The sequence below is a fragment of the Kineococcus auxinigenes genome, assembly GCF_050871525.1.
GTDB lineage: Bacteria > Actinomycetota > Actinomycetes > Actinomycetales > Kineococcaceae > Kineococcus.
Genome location: NZ_JBKBCT010000037.1, coordinates 1 through 26,827 on the forward strand (window position 1 = coordinate 1; position 26,827 = coordinate 26,827).

Below are 26,827 nucleotides of genomic sequence, written 5' to 3' on the forward strand. Positions count from 1 at the left end.
CCCCCCCCCCCGCCCCCCCCCCCCCCCCCCCCCCCCCCCCCCCCCCCCCCCCCCCCCCCCCCCCCCCCCCCCCCCCCCCCCCCCCCCCCCCCCCCCCCCCCCCCCCCCCCCCCCCGGCCCGCGGTCGCCGGTCACCGGGTGCTCGGCTGGTTGAAGCGCAGCATGTTGCCGGACGGGTCGCGGAAGGCGCAGTCGCGGACCCCGTACGGCTGGTCCACCGGTTCCTGCAGCACCTCCCCGCCGGCGGCGCGGATCCGCTCGAAGGTGGCGTCGCAGTCGTCGGTCCGGAAGATGACCCCGCGCAGCATGCCCTTCGCCAGCAGTTCCGCGGCGGCCCTGCGGTCGTCGGGCGAGGCGTGCGGGTCGGCCAGGGGCGGTTCGAGGACGATCTCCACGTCGGGCTGCGCGGGCGAGCCCACGGTCGTCCAGCGCATCCCCTCGAACTCGACGTCGTTGCGCACCTCCAGCCCGAGGGCGTCGCGGTAGAACGCGATCGCCGCCTCGTGGTCGTGCACGGCGATGAAGCACTGCGAGAGCGTGATGTCCATGCGCCTCACGCTAGGGGCGCAGCCGCGTCGCGGGCTTCTCCGTTCCTGACCGCTCGCCCCTGACCGGCCGGGTGCGGACCCGGGCGACGCAGGCGGGCACGGCGGCGGCTCCGCCGTGGTCGCGGGCCCGGTACGCGCTGGGGGACTCGCCGACCAGTTCGGTGAACCGCGAGCTGAACGAGCCCAGGGACGTGCAGCCGACCGCCAGGCACACCTGCGTCACCGTCAGGTCGCCGCGCCGCAGCAGCGCCTTGGCCCGCTCCACGCGGCGCGTCATCAGGTAGCTGTACGGGCTCTCCCCGAAGGCCGCCCGGAAGCTGCGCGAGAAGTGGCCGGGCGACATCAGGGCGACGCGGGCCAGTGCCGGGACGTCGAGCGGTTGCGCGTGCTCCCGGTCGATCAGGTCGCGCACCCGCCGCAGCCGGACGAGGTCCTCCAGCTCCACGCGACCACCGTGCCACGGTCCCCGAGCCACGGGTAGGGCGCGGGAATCCGCCCGTCAGCCCCCGTGCCAGCTGCGCCACAGGCTCGCGTACGGCCCGCCGGCGTCCACCAGTTCGTCGTGCGTGCCGAGCTCGGTGATGCGCCCGCCCTCGACGACGGCGATGCGGTCGGCGTCGTGCGCGGTGTGCAGGCGGTGCGCGATGGCCACGGTGGTGCGCCCGGCCAGCACCGCCGCCAGCGAGCGCTCGGTGTGCCGGGCCGTGCCCGGGTCCAGCAGCGAGGTCGCCTCGTCGAGCACGAGGGTGTGCGGGTCGGCCAGCACCAGCCGGGCCAGGGCCACCTGCTGCGCCTGCGCGGCCGACAGCTCCACCCCGTTCTCGCCGACCGTCGTCGCCAGGCCCTGCGGCAGCGCCCGCACCCAGCCGAGCGCGTCCACGGCCTCCAGGGCGGCCTCCACCTCGGCGTCGTCGGCGCCGGGCACGGGCAGGGCGACGTTGTCGCGCAGCGAAGCGCTGAAGACGTGCCGCTCCTGGGTGACGAGGGCGACCTGCCGGCGCATCTCCTCCAGCGGCAGCCCGGTCACCTCCGCGCCGCCCACGCGCACCGAGCCGCTGGTGGGCGGGGTGATGCCGGCGATGAGCCGACCCAGGGTGGACTTGCCGGCACCGGTGGGACCGACGACGGCGAGGCGCTCGCCGGGTTCCAGCGACAGCGACACCCCGTGCAGGACCGGACGACCGGGCGAGTACTCGAAACCGACCCGTTCGGCGCGCACGTCGTCGGAGGTGGCCTCCTCACCGCTGACGCGACGGTCCGGGGCGACGGTCGCCAGGCCCACCACGCGCGCGAACGACGCCTGGCCGACCTGCAGCTCGTCCCACCAGATGAGCAGTTCCGTGACGGGGCCGACGAGCTGGCGCAGGTACAGCACGACCGCCGCGACCTCCCCGGCGGTGGCGAGGCCGTGGCGGACCAGGAAACCTCCCCACACCAGGGCCGCGACGACGGGCAGCAGGTACGACATCTCGATGGTGGGGAACCACGCGGTGCGCAGCCGCAGGGTGTAGGACTCGCGCCGCACGGTCTCGGCGATGACGCGGTCGAGCAGGCGGACCCGGTGCCCGGCCAGGCCCAGCGCCTCCACGGTGCGGGTGTTCTCGACGTTCTCGCCGAGGGTGGTGGAGATGCGTCCCCACCAGGCGCGCTCGGCGGCGTAGCCGGCGGGAGCGCGGCGCAGGTACCAGCGGGTGGCGATCAGCAGGCCGGGCAGGCCGGCGAGGATCGACAGCGCGACGAGCGGGCCGGTGAGGAACGCCGCGACGACGGTGAGCGCGGTGGTGACGGCGGCCACGAGGATGGCGGGCGCGCCGTACCGCACGGTGTAGCTGAGGGACTCGACGTCGTTGGTGGTGCGCGAGACGAGGTCACCGGTGCCGGCCTGCTCCACCACCGACAGCGGCAGCCGGGTGGCGCGGGCGAGGAACTCCTCGCGCAGCTCGGCGAACACCTCCTCCGACAGCGACAGGGACCGGTACCGCGCCACCCGCGCCAGCAGCGCCTGCGCCACGACGGCGGCGGCGAGCAGCGCCACGGTGCGGTCCACGTCGGCCAGGGCGGCGGCCGCGTCGGCGCCGCGCACGGCGGCCACGACGCGGTCCACGAGGTTCCCCAGCAGCCACGGTCCGGCCAGGCCGACGAGGGCGGCGCCGGAGTGCAGCAGCAGCATCACCAGACCGGGGCGGCGGTGGCGGCGCACGAGCCGGCGCACGTCGCGCAGCACCTGGGCGCGGTCGGCGACGGGCAGGGTGGTGCGCTCCTCCAAGGGGGGCTCGTCCAGGAGGGGGCCGTCCAGGAGGGGTTCGGGGCCCTCGGCGGTGGTGCTCACTCAGGTCTCCTGACCGGGCAGCGGGGCGGGCAGCGGGGCGGGCACGGGCCGCCGGGCCGTGGGTTGCGCCGGCACCGCGCCTGCGGTGGGCGCGTCGTGCGCGTCGCCGTCACCGGCGTCGCGGGTGACGAACCGGCGGTAGCCGGGGTGCTCGGCGAGCAGGTCGGCGTGCCGGCCGGTGGCGGCGACGCGCCCGCCGGGCGCCCACTGCACGGTGTCGGCGTGCGGCAGCACGAGCGGGCTGGCGGTGGCGACGAGCGTGGTGCGCCCGGCGCGGGCGGCCCGCAGCCGGGCGGCGATGCGGGCCTCGGTGTGGGCGTCGACGGCGCTGGTGGGCTCGACGAGCACGAGGACCTCGGGGTCGCGCAGCAGCACCCGGGCGAGAGCCAGGCGCTGGCGCTGCCCGCCGGACAGGGAGCGCCCCCGCTCGGTGACGGTCCCGGCCAGGCCGCCGTCGACGAGGTCGAGCAGGTCGGTGGCGTCGGCGACCTCCATCGCGGCGAGCACCTGCGCGTCGGTGTGCCGGCCCTCGGGGTCGACCTGCTCGCGCAGGGTGCCGCTGAACAGCTGCGCGTCGTCCTCGGCGAGCACCACGCGGCGGCGCACCTGCGCGACGGGCACCGAGCGCAGCGGCACCCCGGCGAGGGTGGCGCCCGGCTCGTCGCCGGAGTCGTCGAAGCGGGCCAGCCGGCGCAGCAGCGGCGCGGCCAGCTCGGGCGGGTCGCTGACGACGGCGGTCAGCTCGCCGGGTGCGGCGAGCACCCCGCTCGCGGGGTCGGCCAGCGCACCGGCCGGCGGGTGCTGCTGCTCGCTCTCGGGGGCGTCGGCCAACCGCGGCGGCACGCCCAGCAGCGTCACCAGGCGCCGGGCGGCCACGAGGGCGCGGGCGTACTTGTCGGCGGTCTCCACGAGCATCCGCAGCGGTGCGGTGAGGAACGCCGCGTAGCCGTAGAGGGCCACGAGCTGGCCGGGGCTGATCTCGCCGCGGACGGTGGCGCGCGCGCCCGCCCACACCAGGGCCGCGACGAGCAGCCCGGGCACGAGGACCTGCAGGGCCTCCAGCCCGGACTCCCAGGCGGCCACCCGCACCCCGGCGGCCCGCACCCGCTGGCTCTGCTCGCGGTAGCGGGTCAGGAACACCTCCTCACCGCCGACGCCGCGCAGGACGCGCAGGCCCCGCACGGTGTCGGTGCCCAGGGCCGTCAGCTGCCCGCTCAGCTCGCGCTGGTGCTGCTGGCGCGCCTTCAGGGGCCGCAGCAGCAGCACCAGGACCACCAGCACCGCCGGGATGCCGAGCAGCACGATCAGGCCCAGCGGCACGGACGTGCGCAGCACGAGGACGGCGACGAGGACGACGGCGAGCACGGACGCCACGGCGCGCTGGGTGACGTCGAAGGCGTCGCCCACGCGGGGGCCGTCGGAGGAGGTGCTGGCGAGCACCTCGCCCTGCGGCAGCCGGGCGGTGACGGCGGTGCCGGCGTGCGCGGTGTGCCGGCCGACCTGCTGCAGGGTCCGGAAGCAGGCGGTCAGCCAGTTGGTGACGGCGTAGCGGTGCCGCAGCACCGCGGCCACGGTGCTGACGGCCGCCAGGGCGAGCACGACGCCGGCCCAGCGCAGCAGGGCGGCGTCGTCGCCGGCGAGGACGCCCTCGTCGAGGGCCCGGCCCACGGCGGCGGGCAGGACGGCCTGCGCGAGCATCCACGCGCAGCCGAAGGCGGTGCCGATCGCCATGGAGCGCCGCTGCTGCGCGGCCGTGCGCAGCAGCAGGCGCAGCGGGGAGCGGACGTCGGGGGTACCGGGGTCTTTCAGGGGGAGGTCCCGCACGTGCACCGACGGTAATCGTTGTCCGGGGCGACTTCCACGGGATAAGCGGCGCCCCTCCCGACCCGACCCGCGGTGATCCCGCACGGGTGAGGGTTCAACCTCGTGGGACCACCGCGGAGAGGGAACGCCCGCTCCCGGGTGCCTGCCCCGTGCAGCGGGGTCCCGCTCGCGTCGGTCGCCGGTGACCCCGGCGACCGGTGGTCCGGCCTGGTCGGTGACGAGGAGCTGTGACGAGCTGTGACACCGAGCTGTGACGGACGGTGACACGGGTGCTGGTCGGGACGGAGCCGATCGTCCTCGACTCCCTCCAGGCCCCCGGGGAGAGGGTCAGCGCGACCGCGATTCCCGCACGGCACGCCTCCTGACGCCGACCGCCCCCTCGGGACCAGCGTCCGTCTCGTACCGCCAGCGCGCCCCGGCCCGCCGGGCGGAGCTCTCCAGCCGCGCCAGCGCCCGCCGCAGACCCGGCGAGGAGTTCCGCACGGCGCTGGTGTCGACGACGACGTCACCGCTGCGGACGGCGGTGCGCAGTTCCCGCACCACCTCGGCGAGCGCGGTGCCGGTCGGGTCGGGCGGCAGGCGCACGACCACGGGTGCGACCGGGTTCACGGGACGCGCAGGTTCTCGAGCGCCGAGGCCGCGCGCACGCGGCCGCTCAGGGCGCGGGCCAGCGAGCGGCACGCGAGGGCGACGACGAGGCCGGCTGTCAGCGCCGCGAGGAGGGGCGCGAGGCTGCCCGGCGAGGACGTCACGAGGAGCCCGATCCCCAGGGGCAGGCCGCCGATCAGAGTGCCGGCGACCACGGGGGGCACCGCGCTGCTCGTCAGGCAGCGCGCCTGCACCGCGACGAGGGTCCGCACCGGCACCCCCAGCGCCGCGGTGGAGGCCACGGCCCGGCGGGTGCCGGCGAGGTGGTCGGTCAGGCCCAGCAGCAGGCTGACCAGTGCCACTGCCGCCGCGACGGCGCCGACGGCCGCGGCGAGCCCGGCCCCGCTGAGGTAGAAGGTGAGCCGCTCGGAGTCGTACTCGGTGCCGCCGCGGGGCGGGAACAGCAACGACCCGGCCATCGCCGAGGTGTAGCCGAACGAGAGTCCGCAGACGAACAGCACGGCGCTGGTGCCGGTGGCCGCGGCCAGACCGCCTCGGCGCTGCGCCGCGGCCAGGACCGAAACCGCGGTACCCCCACCGGCCCGCGACCGGGGCCCGGTCAGCGCCGAGCGCCGCGTCGCCGCCCGGACCGCGAGCAGGACGAGCGCCGCCCCCGCCGCCAGCGGCACGATCCCCAGCGGCAGCCACCACCAGCCACCGGCCACCAGGACGAGGCCGAGGGCGAGCAGGCCGGCGACGTGCGCCCGCGACGGTGCGCTCGGGGCTGTGACGGCGGCGCCCAGCGGGCCGCGGGTGCGCTCGGTGCCCGGTGCCGAGGCTCCCAGCGCCGCCCCGCTCCAGCGCAGGAGCAGCACCAGCGCGGGCCACGCGACGAGCAGTTCGGGCTGCAGGCGCGGCAGCAGGCGCGTGCCGGGCGGCAGGGCCACGCCCAGCAGGAGCCAGAGCAGCAGGTACGCGGGAGCGATCCAGAAGCCGCCCCGCGTGAACGCGGCGGCGGTGCGCGCGGCCCGCAGCCGGCGCAGGTCGCCCGGTGCCGCACCGGCGAGGGAGAGCTGCCGTTCCCGGCGCTGCTCGAGGACCCCGCCCGTGCGCAGCGCCTGCACGGCCAGCGCCAGGAACGGCGCGGCGAGCAGGACGGCGGCGATCGCCGTGCCCGGGCGGAGGCCGGGCTGGTCGAGGAACGGCGCCAGGCCGCCGACGGGTCCACGGCCCACCTCGACCACCTGCCGGCCGTCCGCGTCCCGGTAGTAGGTGGTGACGCCGGTCAGGACGGTGTCGTGGACGGTGAGCACGGCCACCGCCGTGAGCAGGGCCACGCCGATCCCCGCGGCGGCGGCCGTCGTGGTGCGTTCGCGCACCCGGTCGCTGTGCGAGCGCGCTGAGGTCAGGGCCCGCACGCCCTCGCGGGTGAGTGCGCTCACCGCAGCACCGCCTCGTGCTCGACGACGCCGTCGCGCAGCCGGACCTCGCGGTCGGCGAGCGCCGCGGCGGTGTTGTCGTGGGTGACGAGCAGGACCGCCCCGCCGTCGCGGCGCGCGACCGACAGCAGCAGGTCGAGGACGGCACGGCCGCCGGCGGCGTCGAGGCTCGCCACGGGTTCGTCCGCGAGCAGCAGGCGCGGGGAGGTGATGAGGGCGCGCGCGACGGCGGCGCGCTGCGCTTGGCCGCCGGAGACCTCCTGCGGCACCGCGTCGGCGGCGTCGGCCAGGCCTGCGCGCGCCAGGGCGTCGCGGGCGGCGGTCCGGGCGGCGGTGAGGTCGGCGCCGTCCAGCAGCAGCGGCAGGGCGACGTTGTCCTGCAGCGGCAGGTCGGGCACGAGCTGGCCGTACTGCAGGACGATGCCGACCTCCCGCCGGCGCAGCACCGCCCGGTCCGCCTCCCCGAGACCGGTGAGGTCGCGGCCCAGGAGCGTCACCGACCCGGCCTGCGGGGTGAGCAGCCCGGCGGCCGCGTGCAGCAGGGTGGACTTGCCGCACCCGCTGGGGCCCGTGACGGCCACGACCTCACCGGGGTGCAGGGTGAGCGAGACGCCCCGCAGCGCGGGGGTGCGGGCGTAGGAGTGCGCGACGGCGCGCAGTTCCAGCGCGGGGTCGGGGATCGGGGGTGCAGCGGTCACCGGGGCTCCTCGGGGGTGGGGGAGTCGAGCGCCTCGACGGCCTCGTCGAGCCAGCGCAGGTCGGCGTCCAGGTGCAGCACCGCGTACCGGCGGGCGAGACGGGTGGCGACGTCGTCCGCGGCGGGGTCGTGGGACTGCAGTTCGCGCACGCGGCGCAGGTGGGCGGTGCGCTGCTCCAGGGCGACGGCGCGCGCCGGCCGCCCCGGCGTGGAGGTGCGCAGCGCGACGACGGTCTTGCGCACCACGTCCTCCGTGCCGGCGACGGCCGGGGGAGCGGGCTCGGCCAGCCAGGCCCGCAGCCGCTCCCTGCCCGCGTCGGTGACCGCGTAGACGGTCCGTTCCGGCCCCCCCTCGGAACGGGTCTCGACCACCTCGGCCAGCCCGTCGCGCACGAGCCGCCCCAGGGTGGCGTAGACCTGCCCGAACGCCAGCGGCTTGGCGTCGGGGAACCAGCGGTCGTACGCCTGCTTCACCTCGTAGCCGTGCGCCGGTCCCCGCAACAGGAGCGCCAGGTGCAGCTCGGTCATGGACACGACACCTTTGTACACCCGAAGTATGTACGGAGTGAATAGCTGGAGCGAGGAAGGCGCCGACCGCCGGGCGTCCCGGCGGCCGGCGCCGTCGTCCTACCCCGCCGAGGCGGTGATCAGGTGGGTGGCGTGGTCGTAGGTGAACGTCACCCGCGCACCGCCGGCCGGGACGACGAGCGGGATGTTGCCGCCGTTCGGCGCGCCGCCGTCACCGTAGTTCTCGTCCCAGCCGCCGTTCAGCGCCGCCTTGAACTCGTAGGAGCCCTCGGGCAGGTCCGCCTCCAGCGTCCACAGCCCGGTGGTCTCGTCCAGCGTCAGCTGCGCCTGCTCGCACGCGGGCTGCCAGTCCTCCGGGCAGCCGATCTCGCTGTTGAACGACCCCGCGGCGGCGACCGCCTCGGGCTCGGCGCCGGGCTCGGCGGGCGGCTCCTCGGGGGCCGGCGGCGGGGGCACGACGCTCGCCGCGGTGCCGGCGGCGGCGAGGTTGCCGGAGTGGTCCTGCACCACGGCGCGGTACTCCAGCTGCGTGCCCTCCGGCAGGTCGGTCACGTCGTGGAAGACGCGGTACGGGGCGTTGTCGTCGGTGCCCAGCGGCGTCCACTCCCGCGCCCCGGCGGCGCGGTACGCGAAGGTGACCTGGTTGAAGTCGTCGCCGGGGACGTCGACGCCGACCTCGGCGCGCCCGCCCACGGTGCCGTCCGTGGTGAAGACCGGCGTGGCGGCGGCCTTCGACCGCTTCAGCGGGGCGCTCGCGCGCCACACCGCGGCGGACAGCGCGGGGACGGTGACGGTGACCTCCCCGGAGGCGTTCGAGCGCACCTTCCCGGTGCCGGCCGGCCACAGGCCCTTGAAGGTGCGGCGCTCGTCGAAGGTGTCGAAGGTGACGGTCTGCTCCTGGTCCGAGTTGTTCACCGCCACCAGGTACTCGCGGTCCTCGCCCTCGCCGATGCGGCTGAACGCGTACACGCCGGGGCCCTCGGAGGCGTAGCGGTCGATCTGCGCGCCGTCGGCGAGGGTCGGGTGCTCCTCGCGCAGCTGCGCCAGCTCGGCGATGGCGCGGTACAGCGGGTGGGTGGGGTCGAAGTTCTCCTGCGCGGTGGTGGCGTCGGTGCCGATGAGGTCGTCGTCGTTGTAGGTGGAGACCTGCGAGGCGAACACGTCCTGGCGCGCGTCCTGGTCGCCGCCGTCGCCGGTGAACCCCTGCTCGTCGCCGTAGTAGACGACCGGCTGGCCGCGGGTCAGGTACATCAGCGCGTGCGCCAGCTCGTCGCGCTGCAGCAGCTCGTCCTCGGCCACGCCGTCCTGGCGCAGGAACGCGCCGATGCGGCCCATGTCGTGGTTGCCCAGGAACGTGGGCAGCGAGTAGGCGTTGGAGTCGGCGTCGGTGTAGTAGTCGTCCTGGGCGTAGAACTCCCGCAGCTCGCCGGCGTCGCCGCCGGCGCTGAAGCCGCGGGCGCGGGCCTGGAACCCGAAGTCCAGCGTGGCCTGCAACCCCGCCTCGGTGGTGTACCGGGACAGGAACTCCGGGTTCGAGTCGTAGACCTCCCCGAAGGAGAAGAAGTCCTCGTTGCCCCGCGCCGCGGCGTGCTCCTCGATCGCGGGGGCGAACTCCTGCCAGAACTCGGTGTTCACGTGCTTGACGGTGTCGATGCGGAAACCGTCGATCCCGAAGTCCACCCAGGCCTCGTAGATCTCCTCCATGCCCTCGACGACCTCGGGGCGCTCGGTGAACAGGTCGTCCAGGCCGACGAAGTCGCCGTACTGGTCGGACTCCCCGCCGTTGAAGAGGGCGTCGCCGCGGTTGTGGTACATCGTCGGGTCGTTCAGCCAGCCGGGGACCTTCACGTCCTGCTCGGCCGGGGCGACCACGGGCGTGTACGGGAACGACGTCTGCGCGTCCAGTTCCGGGAACCGCCCGGTGCCGGCGAACTCGCGGTCGTCGAACGCCTGCCCGGCCGCGTCCCGGTAGGGCTCGGTGGCCTTGGGGACGTAGCGCTGCGTCCCCTCGGCGTAGGAGATCACGTCGGCGGTGTGGTTGGTGATGATGTCGAAGAACACCTTGATGCCGCGGGCGTGCGCGGCGTCGACGAGCTGTTCCAGTTCCTCGTTCGTGCCCAGGTGCGGGTCGATCTGCGTGAAGTCGGTGATCCAGTACCCGTGGTAGCCGGCGGAGGTGTTCGCCCCCTCGCCCTGGACGGGCTTGTTCTTGAACGACGGCGTCAGCCAGATCGCCGTCGTGCCCAGGCCCTCGACGTAGTCCAGGCGCTCGAGGATCCCCTTGAGGTCACCACCGTGGTAGAAGCCCTTGTGGGTGGGGTCGTAACCGCTGACCAGCGGGTCGGAGCCGTACCCGCCGGTGTCGTTGCCGGTGTCGCCGTTGGCGAACCGGTCGGCCATGACGAAGTAGAAGCGCTCGCGGGTCAGGTCCTCGCGCAGCGAGGTCGCGGCCAGGGCGCGGTCGGCGCGGGTGACGTGCGAGCCGCCGGGGTGGCGGCCGTCGGGGGCGGCGGCCGCGGCGGGGGCCAGGGCCAGGGTGATCGCCGCAGCGCTCAGGGCCGCCAGCCGGCGGCGTCCTGCGGGGGTGGGTCGCACGGGGTCTCCTCGTCGTCGAGTGGAGTGCTGTGCGCAGGCTACGCAGCGTGGAAAGTGGTTGCAAGAAGTTGCAGCAGGGGGCCCCGGTGCTGCGCCGGGGAGGGGCCCGCGGCGGCTACCCTCGGACCGTGACGCCGGACGCGCCCGAGACCGCCCCCACCACCCCCGCCGAGGCCGCCGCGCAGGCCGCCGACCAGAGCGCCGAGGTGGCCGCCGAGCGCGCCCACCGCCCGGTGCTGGTCGTCGACTACGGAGCCCAGTACGCCCAGCTCATCGCCCGGCGGGTGCGCGAGGCCGACGCCTACTCCGAGATCGTGCCCAGCACGACCCCGGTGGCGGAGATCCTCGCCAAGGACCCGGCCGCGGTGATCCTCTCCGGCGGCCCCTCCAGCGTGTACGCCGAGGACGCCCCGCAGGTCGACCCCGCCCTGTTCGAGGCCGGCGTGCCGGTCCTCGGCATCTGCTACGGGTTCCAGGCCATGGCCAAGGCGCTCGGCGGCGAGGTCGAGCGCACCGGCCGGCGCGAGTACGGCGGCACGGTGGCGCAGCTGAGCGACCCGGCCGCCTCCACGCTGCTGCGCGACCAGCCCGCCGAGCAGTCGGTGTGGATGTCCCACGGCGACAGCGTCGCGCGCGCGCCCGAGGGTTTCCGCGTCGTCGCCAGTTCCGCCGACACCCCCGTCGCCGCGTTCGAGGACGACGAGCGCCGCCTGTACGGCGTGCAGTGGCACCCCGAGGTCAAGCACTCCGCGCACGGGCAGGACGTGCTGGTGAACTTCCTGCGCTCCGGCGCCCGGGTGCCGGCGGACTGGACGACCGGCAACGTCATCGACGAGCAGGTCGCCCGCATCCGCGCCCAGGTCGGCGACGGCAAGGTCATCTGCGGCCTGTCCGGCGGCGTGGACTCCGCCGTGGCGGCCGCCCTCGTGCAGCGCGCCGTGGGTGAGCAGCTCACCTGCGTCTTCGTCGACCACGGCCTGCTGCGCGCCGGGGAGGCCGAGCAGGTCGAGCAGGACTTCGTCGCCGTCACCGGCGTGAAGCTGCACGTGGTGGACGCCGCGCAGCGCTTCGCGGACGCCCTCGCCGGGATCACCGATCCGGAGGAGAAGCGCAAGACCATCGGCCGCGAGTTCATCCGGGTCTTCGAGCAGGCCGCCTCCGACGTCGTGGCCGCCGAGGGCGGCAGCGGTGAGGTGCGCTTCCTCGTGCAGGGCACCCTGTACCCGGACGTCGTGGAGTCCGGCGGCGGCACCGGTGCGGCCACCATCAAGAGCCACCACAACGTCGGCGGCCTGCCCGAGGACATGAAGTTCGAGCTCGTCGAGCCGCTGCGCGCCCTGTTCAAGGACGAGGTGCGCGCCGTCGGTGAGCAGCTCGGGCTGCCCGAGGCGATGGTGTGGCGCCAGCCCTTCCCCGGCCCGGGCCTGGGCATCCGCATCGTCGGCGAGGTCACCCCGCAGCGCCTGGAGACCCTGCGCGCGGCGGACGCCATCGCCCGCGAGGAGCTGACCGCCGCCGGCCTGGACCGGGAGATCTGGCAGTGCCCCGTGGTGCTGCTCGCCGACGTCCGCTCGGTGGGCGTGCAGGGCGACGGGCGCACCTACGGCCACCCCGTCGTGCTGCGCCCGGTCAGCTCCGAGGACGCCATGACGGCGGACTGGACCCGCCTGCCGTACGACGTGCTGGCGCGCATCTCCACCCGCATCACCAACGAGGTGCCCGAGGTGAACCGCGTGGTGCTGGACGTCACGAGCAAGCCGCCGGGGACCATCGAGTGGGAGTGAACCCGCACCGCTGACCAGGGCCGGGCACCCCGCGGGGGTGCCCGGCCCTCGTCGTGCCCGGGGCGGCTCAGCGGCGGTGCCGCCCCCGGTCCACCCCGAACACGCTGATGGTGCCGTCCTCCTCGTCCGCGGCCAGCAGCAGGCCGCGGTTCGGCACGGCCAGCACGCCTTCCGGGGCCTCGCCGGTCTCCAGCACCTGCAGCAGGCGCGGGCGGCGCTCCCGGTCCAGGTCGTGGACGAGCACCGCGCCGCCGCGCTCGGAGGCGAGGAACGCGTACGTCGTGCCGCGCACGGTCGCGACCTCGGCGCCCTCGAACTCCGCACCGCGGTCGTCGCTGCGCCCGTCGGGGTAGCGGCCCGCCTCGGCCAGCGCGCGCTCGGCGGAGGACCCCGCCGCCCACAGCACCTCGCCGCTGGGGGAGAACACCGTCCAGCCGCGCCCGCCGGCCGGGTCGGCGGCCAGGTCCCCCTCGTCGGCGGTGACGAGGTTCCCGTCCGGGGTCCACTGCACCGCGTCCGGCTCGCGCGGCGCGCTCAGCTCGTCGTCGAAGGCCACCACGTCGTCGTCCACGACGTCGGCGTCGTCGCGCTGCACGGTGCCGGCGGAGAAGGAACCGACCACGCGCTTCGCGCGCAGGTCCACCAGGGCGACGGCGTTGTTCTCCTGCAACGTCACCGCGGCGATCCCCGCACCGTTGACGTCGACGTACTCCGGTTCGGGGTCCTCGGGGAACTCCGCGCCGGGCAGACCGGTGAGGTCCACCGCCGCGGCGCTCCAGCGCTCCGGTGCACCCTCGAGGTGCACCACGGACAGGAACCCGGCGGGTGCCTGCGGCAGGCCGCCCTCGACGCCGTCCACGACCACGTCCTCGTCGCGCTGGTTCTCGATCGCCACGGCGGCACGGTGGCCGTCGGGGGAGATCGCGACCGAGTCCGGCTGCCCGCCGAGGTCGATCGTGCGCACCACCCGCAGGGTGCGGGTGTCGACGACCGCGAGGTTGCCCGAGGGGGCGGTGGACTCCCCGTCGGAGGTGTCCACGGCCACGAGGGCGAACCGCCCGTCGCGGGTGACGGCCACCGAGGTGGGCTCGCCACCCACCTCCACGGTGCCGGTCTCCCGCGGGGCGGACGGGTCCGACAGGTCCACGGCGCCGATCCGCCCGGTGGCGGAGTCGGTGTAGAAGGTGGTGCGCCCGTCGGGGGTGACCGACAGGATCTCGGCGACCTCCCCGGAGACGGCGAGCGTCGCCCGCTCCGAGAACGTCGCCGACGGGGGTCGTGCCCGTGCCGGCCCGAGAACCCCGTGGACGCGGCCGGCCTAAGGGTCCTAGGCTGATTCCTAACAACCCTAGGCATCGGAGGTGGAAGTGTCCCCGAGGGCGGGCATCACGGTCGCTCGGCTCGTCGAGGCCGCGGCCGACCTGGCCGACGAGGTGGGCCTGGAGAACGTCACCGTCTCCGCCCTCGCGCGCCGGTTCGGCGTCGCCGACGCCAGCCTGTACTCCCACGTGCGCAGCGCCGCCGACCTGCGCCAGCGCGTCAGCGCCCTGGCGGCGGTGGAGTTCTCCGAGGTGCTGGCCGAGGCGATCGCCGGTGTCTCCGGCGACGAGGCGCTGACCCGGTGCGCACTGGCGTTCCGCCGCTACGTGCTCCAGCACCCCGGCCGCTACGCCGCCACGACGGTCCGGTTGCCGCCGGAGGTGGCCGCCGCGAGCGAGGGGCACCGGCGCATCGCGCTGCTGAGCTACCGCCTGCTGGAGGGGTACGACATCCCGCCCGGGGAGCTGACCGACGCGGTCCGGTTCTGCCGCAGCGCCCTGCACGGTTTCGTGACCCTGGAGGCGGCGGGGGGTCTCGGTCCCGAGGGGGACCGCGAGGCGTCGTGGCTGGCGACGCTGCGGGGCGTGGGCCGGGCGCTGGTGTCCTGGCCGCGCGGGGACGGGCCGGGTTCCTGACCGGGTGCGAGCCCGGCGCGACGGGTAGGACGACGTGACGAGGAGCGGGCCGCGAGCCCGTGGAGGAGGAACCGTGGTGGACGAGGGGAGCGGGGCGGCCGTGCCGTCGCAGGAGCTCACCGACGACGTGGTGCGCCGCGCGCTGCGCAACTGCAGCAAGGGGGAGGCGTCGCGGCTGAACGTGCCCGCCTGGGTGGGGGAGACGGACACCGCGCGCTCGCCCGTGGTGGGCTGGCGGGACCCCAAGGCGCCCGAGCGGGGCGTCCTGCTCGTGCTCGGCGGCGGGCAGGTCCGCGGTCTGGTGCTGCGCGCGCCCAGCGGGGGTGCGCGTGCCGCCGCGATGTGCGACCTGTGCCGCACGACCCGCTCCGCCGGGGACGTCGCGCTGTTCGCCGCGCCCCGCGCCGGCGCCGCCGGCCGCCGCGGCGACACCGTCGGCGTGTACGCCTGCGCCGACCTCGCGTGCGCGCGCTGCGTGGAGGTCGTCAAGGGCACCCCGGCGCTGCGCCCGGACCCCGGCCGCAGCGTGGAGGAGCGCCGCGCCGACCTCGCCCGCCGCGCGGGCGCGTTCGTGGACTCCGTCCTGGGGGTCTGAGCTCGGGGGTGCGTGCGGGCGGGGCCCCCTGGTGGCGCCGTAGCCTGACGCGGTGCCGCGCTGGTCCGACGTCCCGGTCCTGCGCCGGGTCGAACCCTTCGTCCTCGCCGTCCTCACCGCCATCGCGGTGGCCGCGCTGCTGCCGGCGGGCGGGGCCGTCGCGACGGGCCTGGGGTGGGGGACCACCGTGGGCGTGGGGTTCCTGTTCTTCGTCTACGGGGCGCGCACGGCGCCTGCCGAGGCGCTGCGCGGGTTGCGCGACTGGCGGTTGCAGGGGTCGATCGCCCTGGCGACCTACGTCCTGTTCCCGCTGCTGGGCCTGCTGCTGGTGGCGGCCACCGGCCGGTTCCTCGACGGCGGGCTGGTGGCCGGGCTGCTGTTCCTGGCGGTGCTGCCCTCCACCGTGCAGTCGTGCGTGGTGTTCACCGCCGCGGCCGGCGGGAACGTGCCCGGCGCGGTGGTCGGCGCGACCGCGTCCAACCTCGCCGGCATCGGCCTCACCCCGCTGCTGGCCGCGCTGCTGCTCGGCTCGGCCGGTGCGGGCCCGGACGCCGGTTCCGTCGGCCGGATCGTGCTGCAGCTGCTCGTGCCGTTCCTCGCCGGTCTGGCCGCGGGTGCGCGCATCGGCGACCGGGTGCGCCGGCACCGCCGGCCGCTGGCGTTCCTCGACCGGTGCGTCATCGTCGCGGTGGTGTACTCGGCGTTCAGCCTCGGTGTGCGGCGAGGGGTGTGGCAGCAGGTGCGCCCGGCGGAGGTCGCCGTCGTGCTGGTCTGCGCGGCGCTGCTGCTGGCGGCGGTGCTCGCGGTGGCGTGGTGGGCCCCGCGGCTGTGGGGGGCCCGCCGCGCCGATCGCGTGACGGTGCTGTTCTGCGGGTCGAACAAGTCGCTGGCGACCGGGCTGCCCATGGCGACGGTGCTGTTCGACCCGCACGTCGTGGGCCTCGTCGCGCTGCCCGTCGTCCTGTACCACCCGCTGCAGATCACCGTCTGCTCGTTCCTCGCCGGCCGGATGTCGCCCGGGCGCTCCTGAGGCCCCCGGCCCCCGGCCGCCGCGGTGCCCGGGTGGCGCCGGGCGGTCCGACCCCCCACGGTGGCACGTGCAGCAGTGCAAGTGTCAGTGGCCGAGGAGGAGTGAGGACCGTGGTCGGGGACCCGCAGGCCGGCACCGCGCGCAGGGTCGGGCGGTGGACGCTCGACGTGGCGCTCGTGGTGGCCCTCGTCAGCACCGCCGTCATGGCGCTGTCCGGGCGGTGGGAGGAGGCGGTCCGCTTCCTCCTGGTGCTCGGCGCGATCGGCGCCGCACGCCTGGCCGCCGTGCCCCCCTCGTTCGCGGGAGGGTTCGCGGTGCTCCTGCTGCTGGCCATGTGGGCCTCGGTGCAGCACTGGTACCGGTCGATCTCCTGGTTCGACGTGGTCGTGCACTTCCTGACCCCCGGCAGCGTCGCCGCCGTGGCGTACTACGTGCTCGTGCAGGCGCGCCTGCTGCCGCGCCCCCGCGACCTGCCCGCCCGCCTGCGCTCCTGGGCGCCGGTGCTGTGGACCACCGTCGTGGGGGTGAGCGTCGCCGTGCTCTGGGAGTTCTACGAGTGGGTCGTGGAGCAGTTCAGCCCGCAGGGGATGATCGTCGGGTACACGGACACCGTGGTCGACCTGTTCGCGGGCCTGGCCGGGTCCCTGGTGGCCGGGCTCCTGGTGCTGGCGCACAGCCGCTCCCGGGCAGGGCTCGTGCCCGCGGGGGAGAGCGGCGCCTAGGCTGGCACGGTGATCATCCGCGACGCCACCGAGGACGACTGGCCGCTCATCCACCCGTTCTTCGCCCAGATCGTCGCGGCGGGGGAGACGTACGCCTACCCCGACGGCCTCACCTCCGAGCAGGCCCGCGCCCTGTGGGTGCAGCCGCCGCCGTGGCGCACCGTGGTCGCCGTCGACGGCGAGGAGGTGCTCGGCTCGGCGATCACCGGCCCCAACCGGCCCGGGCGCGGATCGCACGTCGCCACCGCCAGCTTCATGGTCGCGCCCGCCGCGCAGGGCCGAGGCGTGGGCCGCGCGCTCGGCGAGCACGTCCTGGAGCTGGCCCGCGCCGACGGGTACCGGGCGGTGCAGTTCAACGCCGTCGTCGAGACCAACCGCGCGGCCGTCGCGCTGTGGCGCTCGCTGGGGTTCAGCGTGCTGGCCACCGTGCCCGAGGCGTTCGACCACCCCGTGCACGGGTTCGTCGGGCTGCACGTCATGCACCGCCCGCTCACCGCGCCCGGTCGGTGACCCGCGCCCCGCGGGGCTAGCGTGCGCCGGGTGAGGCCGTTCCTGCTGCTGGCGACCCGTGAGCACGACGGCGTCGCCGACGCCGAGCACGCCGCCGTCCTGCGCTACGGCGGGCTGCGCCCCGGGGAGCTGGTGCGCGTGCGCCTGGAGCGCGACCCGCTGCCGGAACTGGACCTCGAGGAGTTCTCCGGCGTCGTCGTCGGCGGCAGCCCGTTCTGCACCAGCGACCCGGAGGACGCCAAGACGCCCGTGCAGCGCCGCGTCGAGCGGGAGCTGTCGGCGCTGCTGGACCGCGTGGTCGCCGCGGACGCGCCGTTCCTGGGGGCCTGCTACGGCATCGGCACGCTCGGCGTGCACCGGGGCGGCGTCGTGGACCGCACGTACGGCGAGCCCATCGGCACGGTGCCCGTGACCCTGACCGCGGCCGGCCGCGACGACCCGCTGTTCGGCGCCCTGCCCACCACCTTCGACGCGTACGTCGGTCACAAGGAGGCGCTGCGGGTGCCGCCGCCGGACGCGGTGGTCCTGGCGTCCTCGCCGGCCTGCCCGGTGCAGGCGTTCCGGGTGGGGCGCAACCTGTACGCGACGCAGTTCCACCCCGAGCTGGACGCCGAGGGGATCCTCGCGCGCGTGGACGCCTACCGGGGGGCCGGGTACTTCCCGCCCGCCGAGCACGACGCGCTCGTCGCGCGCCTGCGCCGCTCGCGCGCCGAGGCCCCGCAGCGGCTGCTGCGCCGCTTCGTGGAGCGCTACCGGCGCTGAACCCCCGCCGCGACGTCCCAGGACGCCCCGGTACGCCTCAGAACGCCGCGGCCAGGCGGCGCACCGCCTCCGCCACCTGCGCGGTGGGCAGCCCCGCCACGCACAGGCGCAGGTGCGCGGTGTCCTGCTCCGAGACGACGTAGTGCCGCCCGGGGCCCACCGCGACCCCCTCGCCGAGGGCGCGGCGGGCCAGGTCGACGTCGTCCACCCCGCGAGGCAGGCGCACCCACAGCGAGAACCCGCCGCGCGGGCGGGCCCAGGAGCACTCCGGCAGCTCCCGGGCCAGCGCCGCGCACGCCGCGTCCACCCGGGCGGCCAGCGCCGCGGACAGCGCCCGCAGGTGCGCGCCCCACCCGGCGCCGGTGATGAGCTCCAGCGCGGTCTCCTGCAGGGGCCGGGAGACGAACAGGTCGTCCACGACGCGCAGCGCCGCGATGCGCTGCGCCACCGGCCCCCTGGCCACGACGCAGCCCACGCGCAGGCTCGGGGCGGCGGCCTTCGTCAGGGAGTTCACGGTGATGACGCGACCGTCGGTGTCGTCGCGCAGCAGCGACGGCGGCGGCGTGGGCCCGTGGCCCAGCCAGCGCGCGTAGTCGTCCTCCACGACGAACGCACCCGCGGCCGCCGCGGCCTCCAGCACGGGGCGGCGGCGCTCGGCGGCCAGCACCGAGCCGTCGGGGTTGGCGTAGGTGGGCTGCAGGTACAGCACGCGCGCGCCGGTGGTGGCGAACGCCCGCTCCAGCAGGTCCGGGCGCACCCCGTCGGCGTCGGAGGGCACCGGCACCGGCACCAGGCCGGCGCTGCGCAGCAGCGAGATGACGCCGGGGTAGCCGGGCACCGCGACGAGCACGGGGCTGCCGGCGGGCACGAGGGAGCGCAGCACGGTGGACAGCGCCCCCTGCCCGCCGGGGGTGACGAGCACGTCCTCGCGGTCGGCGCCGAGCTGGCCGGCGAACCAGGTGCGCAGCTCGGGCAGGCCCGCCGGCGGCGGCACGGACCACGCCTGCGGGCGGCGCGCGGCGCGGGCGCTGGCGCCGGCCAGGCGCGAGGTGGGCTGCAGCGCCACGTCCAGGTAGCCGCGGGCCATGTCCAGGACGTCCTCGGGCGGGGCGCTCAGGGCCGCGACGACCCCGCCGGCCTGCACGGGGGAGGCGCCCAGGGCGACCTGCTGCCACCCGGTGTCGGCGGTGGCGGTCGCGGTGGGCCGGGCCACGAAGGTGCCGGCGCCGGGGCGGGTGACGACGGTGCCGTCGGCGACGAGCCGGTCCACGGCGCGCTGGACGGTGACCGGGCCCACGCCCAGCTCGGTCACCAGGGTCCGGCTGCTGGGCAGCTTCGCCCCCGTGGGCAGGGCGCGGGCGCGCTCGCGCAGCGCCGTGGTGACCCGAGCGACGCTGCTATCCCCCTGCATGGTCACTGACAATAGCGCTACCGGCCTGGCCGAGGGAGTCCCCCCGCGCGACGTACCCTTCCCTCGTGGCCCAGCTCCTCCACGACCCCGCTGAGGCGCGTCGGCCGAACACCCAGGCGGTCGTGCTGACCGTCGTCGCCTGGCTGGCCGCCGCGGTGTGCGTCCTGCTCGGCGCGTGGCAGTGGCAGCGCGGCAACGTCGTGGTCAGCCAGGCACCGGCCACCGCGCCCGTCGTGGCCGTGGAGCAGGTCGTCTCCGCCGCCGCCGAGCCCGGTTCGGCCCGGGCGCTTCTCTCGCGCGACGACGTGGGCCGCCGCGTGCGGGTGAGCGGCACCTTCGACCCCGCGGTCGACCTGCTCGTGCCCGGCCGACGGCTCGACGGGGCCGACGGGTCGTGGGCCCTGGGCCTCGTCCGCCTGGACGACGGCACCGGCGTGGCCGTCGTGCGGGGCTGGGTGCCCGAGGGTGCGCCGGTGCCCGCCGCCCCCACCGGCCCCGTCGACCTGCGCGGGGTCGTGCAGCCGCCGGAGAACTCCGACGTGGCCCCGTCCACCACCGCCCTGCCGCAGGGGCAGGTCCCCGTCGTCAGCGCCGCCGACCTGGTCAACCGCGTCGAGTACCCGGTCGCCAACGCCTACGTCACCGCCACCGAGCCCGTCGCGGCGGACCCGGCGGGCGCGCAGCTGCGCGCCGTGCCGCCGGCCGACCCCGGCGAGTCCACGCGCCACCTCGACTGGCGCAACCTCGCCTACGCCGCCCAGTGGTGGGTGTTCGCGGCCTTCGCCCTGGTGCTGTGGCGCCGGGCGCTGCGCGACGCGCGCCTCGAGCGGGAAGCCCGTGCGCACCCCGCGCCCACCGCCCCCGCCGCACCCCGGCAGGATCGTGACCCCCACCCCGCCGACGGTCCCGGAGGACGAGACGTGAGCACCACCCGATGAGCGCCGACCGCACCGCAGTGCCCCTGCAGGGCGCCGACAGGATCCGCCCGGCCCTGACCCGCTACCGCGTCATGGCGTGGGTCACCGGCATCGGGCTGCTGTTCGTGGTCGCCGGGATGGTGCAGGAGTACGCGCTGGAGCGCGGCGACTCCATCACCCGCGTCATGGGCCCCGTGCACGGCCTGTTCTACGTCCTGCTGCTCATCACCACCTTCGACCTGGGGACCCGGGTGCGCTGGCCCTGGTCGCGGATGCTGCTGACCGCCCTGGCCGGCACCGTGCCGTTCCTGTCCTTCTACGCCGAGCGCAAGAACCAGCGCGCGGTGCGCGAGCAGCTGGCCGCCCGCCCGCCGGTGGGCTGAGGCGCCCGTGACGACGACCGGACCGGGCACCGGGGCGGGCACCGGGCAGCGGCCCGCGCTGCAGCGGGTCGTGGTGCACGCCGCGATGCGTTCGCGCGGCGAGCTGCTGGTGCGCAGCGGCCCGGACGGCGACGTGCTGCCCTGGGCGGTGCTGGCGCACGGGGAGACGCCCGCGGCCGGGGCCCAGCGGGCGCTGGCCGCCGCGGGTGCGCCGCCCGCCCGGACCGGCCCCCCGCTGGAGATCCGCGACGCGGTGCGCCGCGCCCTCGGCCAGGAGGTGCCCGGGCACGCCGGCGGCGTCGACCTGCACACCGTCCACGTGGTCCTGTCCGCGCACGTGGGCGACCACGCCCAGCGCGAGCGCACCAGCGCCCGGTGGGTGCCGGATGCCGGGGAGCACCCCCTGCTCGACGACGCCCGCGCGCGCGTGGAACCCGCGGAGCTGGCGCGGCTGGACGTGCCCGCCGACGACGACACCCCCGTGGTGCGCCAGCGCCTGGCCGCGTACGCGGTGGTGGTCAGCCCCGACCGCGAGATCCTGCTGACCCGGCTGTCCCCGATCACCCCCAGCCCGGGGCGCTGGACGCTGCCGGGCGGCGGGGTCGACCACGGCGAGCACCCGCTGCGCGCCGCCGTGCGCGAGGTCCACGAGGAGACCGGCATGGAGGTCGAGGTGGACGGCCTCGTCGACATCGGCTCGGAGCACTTCACGGGCCGCTCCCCGCGCGGGGTGCTGGAGGACTTCCACGCCGTGCGGGTGCTGGTCACCGCCACGGCCCGGCAGGTGCGCACCCCGCAGGTGCTGGACGTGGGCGGCAGCACCGACCTGGGCTCGTGGGTGCCGCTGGCGCGGGCGACCCACCTGGGGCTCGTGGGCGTCGCCCACCGCGGGGTGCAGATCGCGCTGCGGCAGCGGCAGGCGGCACCCGGGCCCGCGGCCGGCTGAGGGGACCCCGGGCGGGAGCGCCGGCCACGACACGAGGAGTTCACGCGGCGGCCGTTCCCAAGCACGACCGGTGACTGGCAGACTCCGCCCGCCAGTCCCCCCGCGCGGAAGCGAGCACATGAGCCGTCCCCTCGTTCGACTCGTCGGTCCAGCTGTCGGCCTCGTGGCGTTCACGGGTTCGCTGGGGGTGGTCTGCGCGGGGCTCGCCCCCCTGGCCGCCGCCACCGCGACCCCGACCACGACGGCCACCGCCTCGCCCACCGCGAGCGCGGCACCCGGCCCGACCGCGTCCCCCGTCGCCGAGGGGGCGACCGGTCTCGCCGAGCTCCTGCCCGACCCGGCGCCGGGGCAGACGCAGATCCAGATCGGCGCGTTCAACGACCTCCACGGCCGCCTGGAAGCCCCCGACGAGACCGACGACGGCGCCCCGGTCGGCGGCGCCGCGCAGCTCGCCGGCGCGCTGGAGGCGATGCGCGCCCAGCAGCCGAACACCGTGGCCGTCTCGGTCGGCGACAACATCGGCGCCTCGACGTTCACCTCGTTCATCCAGCAGGACGAACCCACCCTGGAAGCGCTCAACGCCATGGGCGTGGCGGTCTCCGCGGTCGGCAACCACGAGTTCGACAAGGGGTACACCGACCTCCTGGAGCGCGTCGGCGTGCAGGGCGAGGGGCCGCTGGCGGACTTCCCGCACCTGGGGGCCAACGTCCTGCGGGCCGACGGGAGCGCGGCGCTGCCGTCGTTCGCCACCACCGACGTGGGTGGGGTGCGGGTCGGGTTCGTCGGCGTCGTCACGGAGGCCACCCCCAGCCTGGTGGCGCCCGACGGCATCGCCGGGCTGCGGTTCACCGACCCGGTCGAGGCCGCCAACCGCGTCGCGGCGCAGCTGTCCGACGGCGACACCGCCAACGACGAGGCCGACGTCGTGGTGCTGCTGGCCCACGAGGGTTCGGAGGGCACCGACTGCGAGGAGGTGCGCACCTCCGGTCGGTTCGGGGAGATCGTGCAGGGCGCCTCCGCGCAGGTCGACGTGATCCTGTCCGGGCACACGCACATGCGCTACGACTGCGAGTTCCCGGTGGACGGCGAGCAGGTCGCCCGCCCGGTGCTGTCCGCGGAGTCCTACGGCACCGCCCTGGACCGCGTCGTCCTGAACGTCGACGACGCCACCGGTGAGGTCGTCGCCCAGGCGCACGAGGTGGTTCCCGTGCAGGGTTTCGAGCCCGACCCGCAGGTGCAGGCGATCGTCGACGAGGCCGTGGCGTTCGCCGCGGAGGAGGGCGCCCGCCCCGTCGGCCGCATCACCGCCGACGTCACCCGCGCGTTCACCGGTGCCGAGGACGACCGCGGCACCCAGTCGCCGCTGGCGAACCTCATCGCCGACGCGCAGCTGCAGCAGACGCGGGGCGCGGACGCGCAGATCGCCCTGATGAACCCCGGTGGCGTGCGCGACGACCTGGAGTTCACCGCGTCCGGTTCCGAGGGCGACGGCGTGGTCACCTACGCCGAGGCCGCCGCGGTGCAGCCGTTCGCGAACTCGGTGGTCACCCTCACCCTCACCGGGGCGCAGGTGCGCCAGGTGCTGGAGGAGCAGTGGCAGCCGGAGGGTTCCTCCCGCCCGTTCCTGGCCCTCGGCGTCTCCGACGGGTTCTTCTTCACCTACGACCCGGACGCCCCCGCGGGGCAGCACGTCACCTCGGTGACGCTGGACGGGCGCGAGCTGGACCCGGCGGCGACGTACCGGGTGACGGTGAACAGCTTCCTGGCCTCCGGCGGGGACAACTTCACCACCCTGGCCGAGGGCACCGAGCGCACCGAGCTGGGCCGGACCGACCTGGAGGCGTTCACCGCCTACCTGGGCCTGCCGGAGAACCAGCCGCTGACCGCGGACCAGGAGCCGCGCTCGGCGGTCGCCGTCCCGGCGCCGAGCCCGTCGCCCACCACGTCGGCCCCCGCGCCGGCGCCCACGACCGCGCCGACCACCGCGCCGACGACCGCGGCACCGGCGGCGCCGGTGCGCACCACCCGCCCGAGCACCACGACCACCCGCCCGGCCGCCGCCCGCACCGGGCGCCTGGCGAACACCGGCACCGACGTCGCCCCGTACGTGGCGACCGGCGCGGGGCTCGTGTTCATCGGCGGGTTCCTCATCGCGACCTCCCGCCGGCGGCGCACCTCCGCCTGAGGCCGCACCCGCTGCGCGGCAGGGCCACCCGGCAGGACCCGGGTGGCCCTGCGCGTTCCCCGGCGCCGGCCGCGCGGTTCTCCGGTGACTCCCGGCGCAGCGGGTTCGCCGCCCGGGGGACGCGGGCGGGCGACCGGGTGAGCGCAGCCGTCACCCGCAGCCACCGCTGCTCCCGGACGCCCAGGATGGGCGAGGCTCGTGCGGAGGTTCGCACGTCGACCCGGGAGGACGTGCGTGGACTCCGCCGACGCCGTGCGCAGCTGCCTGCGCCAGTACGCCGGCTTCTCCGGCCGCGCCCGCCGCGCCGAGTACTGGTTCTTCACCCTGTTCCACGCGCTGGCCGGGATCGCGGCGTACGCCGTGGTCCTGTTCCTCACCCTGGTCGGCAACGTGCTCGTCTCGATGAGCGGGGGCGCCGGTGAGGGGGTCGTCGCGGTCGTCCTGATCGCGGCGGTGGTCGTGCTCCTCGCCGGGACGTCCCTGGGGCTCCTGCTGCCGTCGCTGGCGGTCACCTGCCGCCGGTTGCACGACACCGACCGCTCCGGGTGGTGGATCCTGCTCAGCCTGGTCCCGTTCGGCTCTCTCGTGCTGCTGGTCTTGACCGTCTCGGACTCCGTGCCGGGGCCGAACCGCTACGGGCCGAGCCCGAAGGGCGTCACCGGCTCCCGCGCCCTCGCGTACTGACGCCGCTCCCCGGCCGGGTGCACCCCGGCCTCGCCGCGCCACGTCTGGTGGTCGCCCCGACGGTCGCCTCGCGGCGAAAGGCCGCTCGCAGCGGCTGGGGGTGAGGCCCGGGGACACGTACCGGGGCGACCACCCCGTTCAAGGGCGCGCGGTGCCCGTCGATTCCCGGGCACCGCGCGTGAGGTGCCTCACACCGCTCCGTGCGCCTGCTCCGGCGAGCGGCGCTCCAGCGCGGCGCCCTCGACGTCCAGCGCGGGCAGCCAGCGCAGCCAGCGCGGCAGCCACCACGCCGAGCGCCCCAGCAGGGCCAGCGCGGCGGGCACCAGCACCATGCGCACCACCACCGCGTCGGCGAGGATGCCGATGGCCAGCGCGAACGCGATCGGCTTGATCGTCGCGTCCCCCTCGGGCACGAAGCCCGCGAACACCGCGAACATGATCGCCGCTGCGGCCACCACCACGGGCGCCGCCTGCCGGAAACCGGTGCGCACCGCCGTCACCGGCTCGGCGCCGTGGGCGTGCGCCTCGTGCATCCGCGAGACCAGGAACACCTGGTAGTCCATCGCCAGGCCGAAGAGGATGCCGACCACGATGATCGGCGCCAGGCTCAGCAGCGGGCCGGTGGCCTCGGCGTTGACCACGTCCTTCAGCCAGCCCCACTGGAACACCGCGACGGTGGCGCCCAGCGAGGAACCGATGGTCAGCAGGAAGCCCAGCACCCCGACCAGCGGCACCAGCAGCGAGCGGAACACCAGGACCAGCAGCACCAGCGCCAGCCCCACCACGAGCACCAGGTACACCGGCAGCGCCTCGTCCAGGGTCCGGGAGACGTCCACGCTCACCGCGGTGTTCCCGGTGACGTACGCCTCGGTGCCCCCGGCGGCGTCGGCGGCCAGGCGGGCGCGGATGTCGGCCACGAGCTCGCGGGTGGCCTCGTCGTCCGGGCCGGTCGTCGGGATGGCGGTGACGAGGGCGGCGGTGCCGTCCGCGTTCGGCTGGGCGGGCGTGGCCAGCGCCACGCCCGGCAGCTCGGCGAGCTCCGCCTGCACCTGCTGGGCGCGCTCGTACGCGCCCTCGCCGTCCACCAGGACCAGCAGCGGCCCGGTCACGCCCGCCCCGAACCGCTCGGACAGCAGCTGCGCGGCGCGCGCCTGGGTGCTGTCGTCCGGGGGCAGCTGGCTCAGCGTGGTGCGCAGCGAGAACACCGGCACGGCGACGACCGCCAGCACCACCGTGGCGGCCAGCAGGCTGGGCCAGCGCCGCCGCGTCACGGTGCGCGCCCAGCCGCTGAAGAACCCCCGGTCGGCGGCGTCGCGGGAGGGCACCGCGACGTGCTGCCCGCCCTCGTGGGTCAGCGCCCGGCGCGCCCGCCGCGGCAGGGCCCGCAGGCCGATCAGGCCCAGCACGGCCGGCACGAGGGTCAGCGCCACCAGCACGGCCACGACGACCGTGGCGGCGGCCGCCAGGCCCATCTCGGTGAGGAACGGGATGCCGGCCACCGACAGGCCCGCCAGCGCGATGACGACGGTGAGCCCGGCGGTCAGCACCGCCGAGCCGGCGGTGCCGGTGGCGATCGCGGCGGCCTCGGGCACGGGGCGCCCGTCCAGCAGCTCGTGCCGGAAGCGCGTGACGATGAACAGGGCGTAGTCGATGCCGACGGCCAGGCCCAGCATCACCGCGAGGATCGGGGTGGTGGACTGCAGGTCCACGAAGCCGGTGAGCACGGTGATGCCCAGGACGCCGGTGGCGACCCCCACCAGCGCGGTGAGCAGGTTCATGCCGGCCGCCACCAGCGAGCCGTAGGTGATGGCCAGCACCACCAGGGCGGCCACGACGCCGATCGCCTCGGCGGCGCCGCCGACCTCAGAGACCGCCTGCGTGGCCTCGCCTGTGGCCTCCGCGGTCAGCCCCGCGGCGCGCGCGTCCTCCAGCACGCCCAGCAGCGCCTCGCGCTGCGCCTCGGTGATCTCCGGTGCCTGCACGTCGTAGGTGACGGTGCTGTAGACGGCGCGCTGGTCGGGGGAGACCGTCGGCGCCTGCGGGTCCAGCGGGTTCGTGGCGCTCGCCACGCCGGGCAGCTCCTGCAGCTGCGCGACGAGCTGCGCCACGGTCGCGGCGTTCTCCGGCGCGGTGACCTGCTCGCCGTCGGGGGCCTGCAGGACCACCTGGGCGCTCGCGCCGGTGGAGCGCTCGCCGAAGCGCTCGTCGATCAGGCGCAGCGCCGTCGTGGACTCCTGACCGGGGATCTCGAAGGTGTTCACGGTGGAGCCGGCCAGCGTGGCGGCGCCGACCCCGGTGCCCAGCAGGACGAGCACCCAGACGCCCACGACCAGCAGGCGGTGGCGCACCGCCCCCAGTCCCAGGCGGTGCAGGAAGGTGGCCATGGAGTTCCTCC

General features: G+C 76.2%; 24 protein-coding genes. 12 read left to right on the top strand and 12 right to left on the bottom strand.

The window, feature by feature from the left end; genetic code table 11:
- Positions 1-131: 131 nt before the first annotated feature.
- From ACRYR9_RS11500 to ACRYR9_RS11540, 9 genes are all read right to left on the bottom strand, one after another.
- The gene (locus ACRYR9_RS11500) at positions 132-548 is read right to left on the bottom strand and encodes a VOC family protein (RefSeq protein ID WP_432494914.1); all 417 of its coding nucleotides are present in this window, start codon (positions 546-548) and stop codon (positions 132-134) included.
- Positions 549-558: 10 nt separating this feature from the next.
- On the bottom strand, positions 559-993 hold the full coding sequence (locus ACRYR9_RS11505; protein ID WP_432494916.1) for a helix-turn-helix transcriptional regulator: 435 nt from the start codon (positions 991-993) through the stop codon (positions 559-561).
- A gap of 54 nt (positions 994-1,047) precedes the next feature.
- Positions 1,048-2,814 carry an ABC transporter ATP-binding protein gene (locus tag ACRYR9_RS11510; protein WP_432494993.1) on the bottom strand — a complete coding sequence of 589 codons (1,767 nt, stop codon included), beginning with the start codon at positions 2,812-2,814 and terminating at the stop codon, positions 1,048-1,050.
- 63 nt (positions 2,815-2,877) lie between these two features.
- Entirely contained in the window at positions 2,878-4,701 is a 1,824-nt protein-coding gene (locus ACRYR9_RS11515) for an ABC transporter ATP-binding protein (protein WP_432494918.1), read from the bottom strand.
- Positions 4,702-5,028: 327 nt separating this feature from the next.
- Positions 5,029-5,310, bottom strand: coding sequence for a hypothetical protein (locus tag ACRYR9_RS11520; protein WP_432494921.1), 282 nt, complete (start codon positions 5,308-5,310; stop codon positions 5,029-5,031).
- Positions 5,307-6,731, bottom strand: coding sequence for a hypothetical protein (locus ACRYR9_RS11525; protein ID WP_432494923.1), 1,425 nt, complete (start codon positions 6,729-6,731; stop codon positions 5,307-5,309). Before ACRYR9_RS11525 ends, ACRYR9_RS11520 begins: the two co-directional genes overlap by 4 nt.
- Positions 6,728-7,426, bottom strand: coding sequence for an ABC transporter ATP-binding protein (locus ACRYR9_RS11530; protein ID WP_432494925.1), 699 nt, complete (start codon positions 7,424-7,426; stop codon positions 6,728-6,730). Before ACRYR9_RS11530 ends, ACRYR9_RS11525 begins: the two co-directional genes overlap by 4 nt.
- Positions 7,423-7,953: a helix-turn-helix transcriptional regulator gene (locus tag ACRYR9_RS11535; RefSeq protein WP_432494995.1), complete on the bottom strand. Its 531-nt coding sequence runs from the start codon at positions 7,951-7,953 to the stop codon at positions 7,423-7,425. The genes ACRYR9_RS11530 and ACRYR9_RS11535 overlap by 4 nt, the downstream gene beginning before the upstream one ends.
- A 99-nt stretch (positions 7,954-8,052) precedes the next feature.
- The gene (locus ACRYR9_RS11540) at positions 8,053-10,548 is read right to left on the bottom strand and encodes an alpha-amylase family glycosyl hydrolase (protein WP_432494927.1); all 2,496 of its coding nucleotides are present in this window, start codon (positions 10,546-10,548) and stop codon (positions 8,053-8,055) included.
- A gap of 206 nt (positions 10,549-10,754) precedes the next feature.
- Between ACRYR9_RS11540 and guaA the strand changes: the two genes are divergently transcribed.
- Positions 10,755-12,332, top strand: a complete 1,578-nt coding sequence (gene guaA, locus ACRYR9_RS11545) for a glutamine-hydrolyzing GMP synthase (RefSeq protein ID WP_432494997.1) — start codon at positions 10,755-10,757, stop codon at positions 12,330-12,332.
- Positions 12,333-12,399: 67 nt separating this feature from the next.
- On the opposite strand, the gene ACRYR9_RS11550 is transcribed toward guaA, so the two are convergent.
- Complete coding sequence (locus tag ACRYR9_RS11550; RefSeq protein ID WP_432494929.1) at positions 12,400-13,479, bottom strand: hypothetical protein; 1,080 nt, start codon at positions 13,477-13,479, stop codon at positions 12,400-12,402.
- A 214-nt stretch (positions 13,480-13,693) separates the two neighbouring features.
- On the opposite strand from ACRYR9_RS11550, the gene ACRYR9_RS11555 reads away from it, so the two are divergent.
- The 6 genes from ACRYR9_RS11555 (at position 13,694) to ACRYR9_RS11580 (ending at position 17,906) form a co-directional block, all read left to right on the top strand.
- Positions 13,694-14,287: a TetR/AcrR family transcriptional regulator gene (locus ACRYR9_RS11555; RefSeq protein WP_432494931.1), complete on the top strand. Its 594-nt coding sequence runs from the start codon at positions 13,694-13,696 to the stop codon at positions 14,285-14,287.
- Positions 14,288-14,363: 76 nt separating this feature from the next.
- Positions 14,364-14,882, top strand: coding sequence for an FBP domain-containing protein (locus ACRYR9_RS11560; protein ID WP_432494933.1), 519 nt, complete (start codon positions 14,364-14,366; stop codon positions 14,880-14,882).
- 52 nt (positions 14,883-14,934) lie between these two features.
- Positions 14,935-15,912 (top strand): bile acid:sodium symporter family protein, encoded by a 978-nt coding sequence (locus tag ACRYR9_RS11565; RefSeq protein ID WP_432494935.1) that lies wholly within the window; start codon positions 14,935-14,937, stop codon positions 15,910-15,912.
- A 101-nt stretch (positions 15,913-16,013) separates the two neighbouring features.
- Complete coding sequence (locus ACRYR9_RS11570) at positions 16,014-16,634, top strand: hypothetical protein (protein ID WP_432494937.1); 621 nt, start codon at positions 16,014-16,016, stop codon at positions 16,632-16,634.
- 9 nt (positions 16,635-16,643) lie between these two features.
- Complete coding sequence (locus tag ACRYR9_RS11575; protein ID WP_432494939.1) at positions 16,644-17,144, top strand: GNAT family N-acetyltransferase; 501 nt, start codon at positions 16,644-16,646, stop codon at positions 17,142-17,144.
- A gap of 30 nt (positions 17,145-17,174) precedes the next feature.
- Complete coding sequence (locus ACRYR9_RS11580) at positions 17,175-17,906, top strand: glutamine amidotransferase (protein WP_432494941.1); 732 nt, start codon at positions 17,175-17,177, stop codon at positions 17,904-17,906.
- Positions 17,907-17,943: 37 nt separating this feature from the next.
- Here ACRYR9_RS11580 and ACRYR9_RS11585 read toward each other — a convergent pair whose 3' ends face one another.
- The gene (locus ACRYR9_RS11585; protein WP_432494943.1) at positions 17,944-19,317 is read right to left on the bottom strand and encodes an aminotransferase-like domain-containing protein; all 1,374 of its coding nucleotides are present in this window, start codon (positions 19,315-19,317) and stop codon (positions 17,944-17,946) included.
- A gap of 65 nt (positions 19,318-19,382) precedes the next feature.
- On the opposite strand from ACRYR9_RS11585, the gene ACRYR9_RS11590 reads away from it, so the two are divergent.
- The 5 genes from ACRYR9_RS11590 to ACRYR9_RS11610 all read left to right on the top strand — a co-directional run bounded on the left by ACRYR9_RS11590 (position 19,383) and on the right by ACRYR9_RS11610 (position 24,432).
- On the top strand, positions 19,383-20,255 hold the full coding sequence (locus tag ACRYR9_RS11590) for an SURF1 family protein (protein WP_432494945.1): 873 nt from the start codon (positions 19,383-19,385) through the stop codon (positions 20,253-20,255).
- Complete coding sequence (locus ACRYR9_RS11595) at positions 20,252-20,617, top strand: DUF3817 domain-containing protein (RefSeq protein ID WP_432494947.1); 366 nt, start codon at positions 20,252-20,254, stop codon at positions 20,615-20,617. Before ACRYR9_RS11590 ends, ACRYR9_RS11595 begins: the two co-directional genes overlap by 4 nt.
- A gap of 7 nt (positions 20,618-20,624) precedes the next feature.
- Positions 20,625-21,563: an NUDIX hydrolase gene (locus ACRYR9_RS11600; RefSeq protein WP_432494949.1), complete on the top strand. Its 939-nt coding sequence runs from the start codon at positions 20,625-20,627 to the stop codon at positions 21,561-21,563.
- Positions 21,564-21,681: 118 nt separating this feature from the next.
- On the top strand, positions 21,682-23,748 hold the full coding sequence (locus tag ACRYR9_RS11605) for a bifunctional metallophosphatase/5'-nucleotidase (protein ID WP_432494951.1): 2,067 nt from the start codon (positions 21,682-21,684) through the stop codon (positions 23,746-23,748).
- Between the two features lie 234 nt (positions 23,749-23,982).
- Positions 23,983-24,432, top strand: coding sequence for a DUF805 domain-containing protein (locus tag ACRYR9_RS11610; RefSeq protein WP_432494953.1), 450 nt, complete (start codon positions 23,983-23,985; stop codon positions 24,430-24,432).
- Positions 24,433-24,620: 188 nt separating this feature from the next.
- On the opposite strand, the gene ACRYR9_RS11615 is transcribed toward ACRYR9_RS11610, so the two are convergent.
- Positions 24,621-26,816, bottom strand: a complete 2,196-nt coding sequence (locus tag ACRYR9_RS11615; RefSeq protein WP_432494955.1) for an MMPL family transporter — start codon at positions 26,814-26,816, stop codon at positions 24,621-24,623.
- Positions 26,817-26,827 lie beyond the last annotated feature (11 nt).

Bases quoted from the DNA above. Each gene is read 5' to 3' on its own strand.
- ACRYR9_RS11535 (WP_432494995.1), bottom strand. From the start codon at position 7,953: ATGACCGAGCTGCACCTGGCGCTCCTGTTGCGGGGACCGGCGCACGGC.
- ACRYR9_RS11585 (WP_432494943.1), bottom strand. From the start codon at position 19,317: ATGCAGGGGGATAGCAGCGTCGCTCGGGTCACCACGGCGCTGCGCGAG.
- ACRYR9_RS11595 (WP_432494947.1), top strand. From the start codon at position 20,252: ATGAGCGCCGACCGCACCGCAGTGCCCCTGCAGGGCGCCGACAGGATC.
- ACRYR9_RS11615 (WP_432494955.1), bottom strand. From the start codon at position 26,816: ATGGCCACCTTCCTGCACCGCCTGGGACTGGGGGCGGTGCGCCACCGC.
- ACRYR9_RS11605 (WP_432494951.1), top strand. From the start codon at position 21,682: ATGAGCCGTCCCCTCGTTCGACTCGTCGGTCCAGCTGTCGGCCTCGTG.
- ACRYR9_RS11500 (WP_432494914.1), bottom strand. From the start codon at position 548: ATGGACATCACGCTCTCGCAGTGCTTCATCGCCGTGCACGACCACGAG.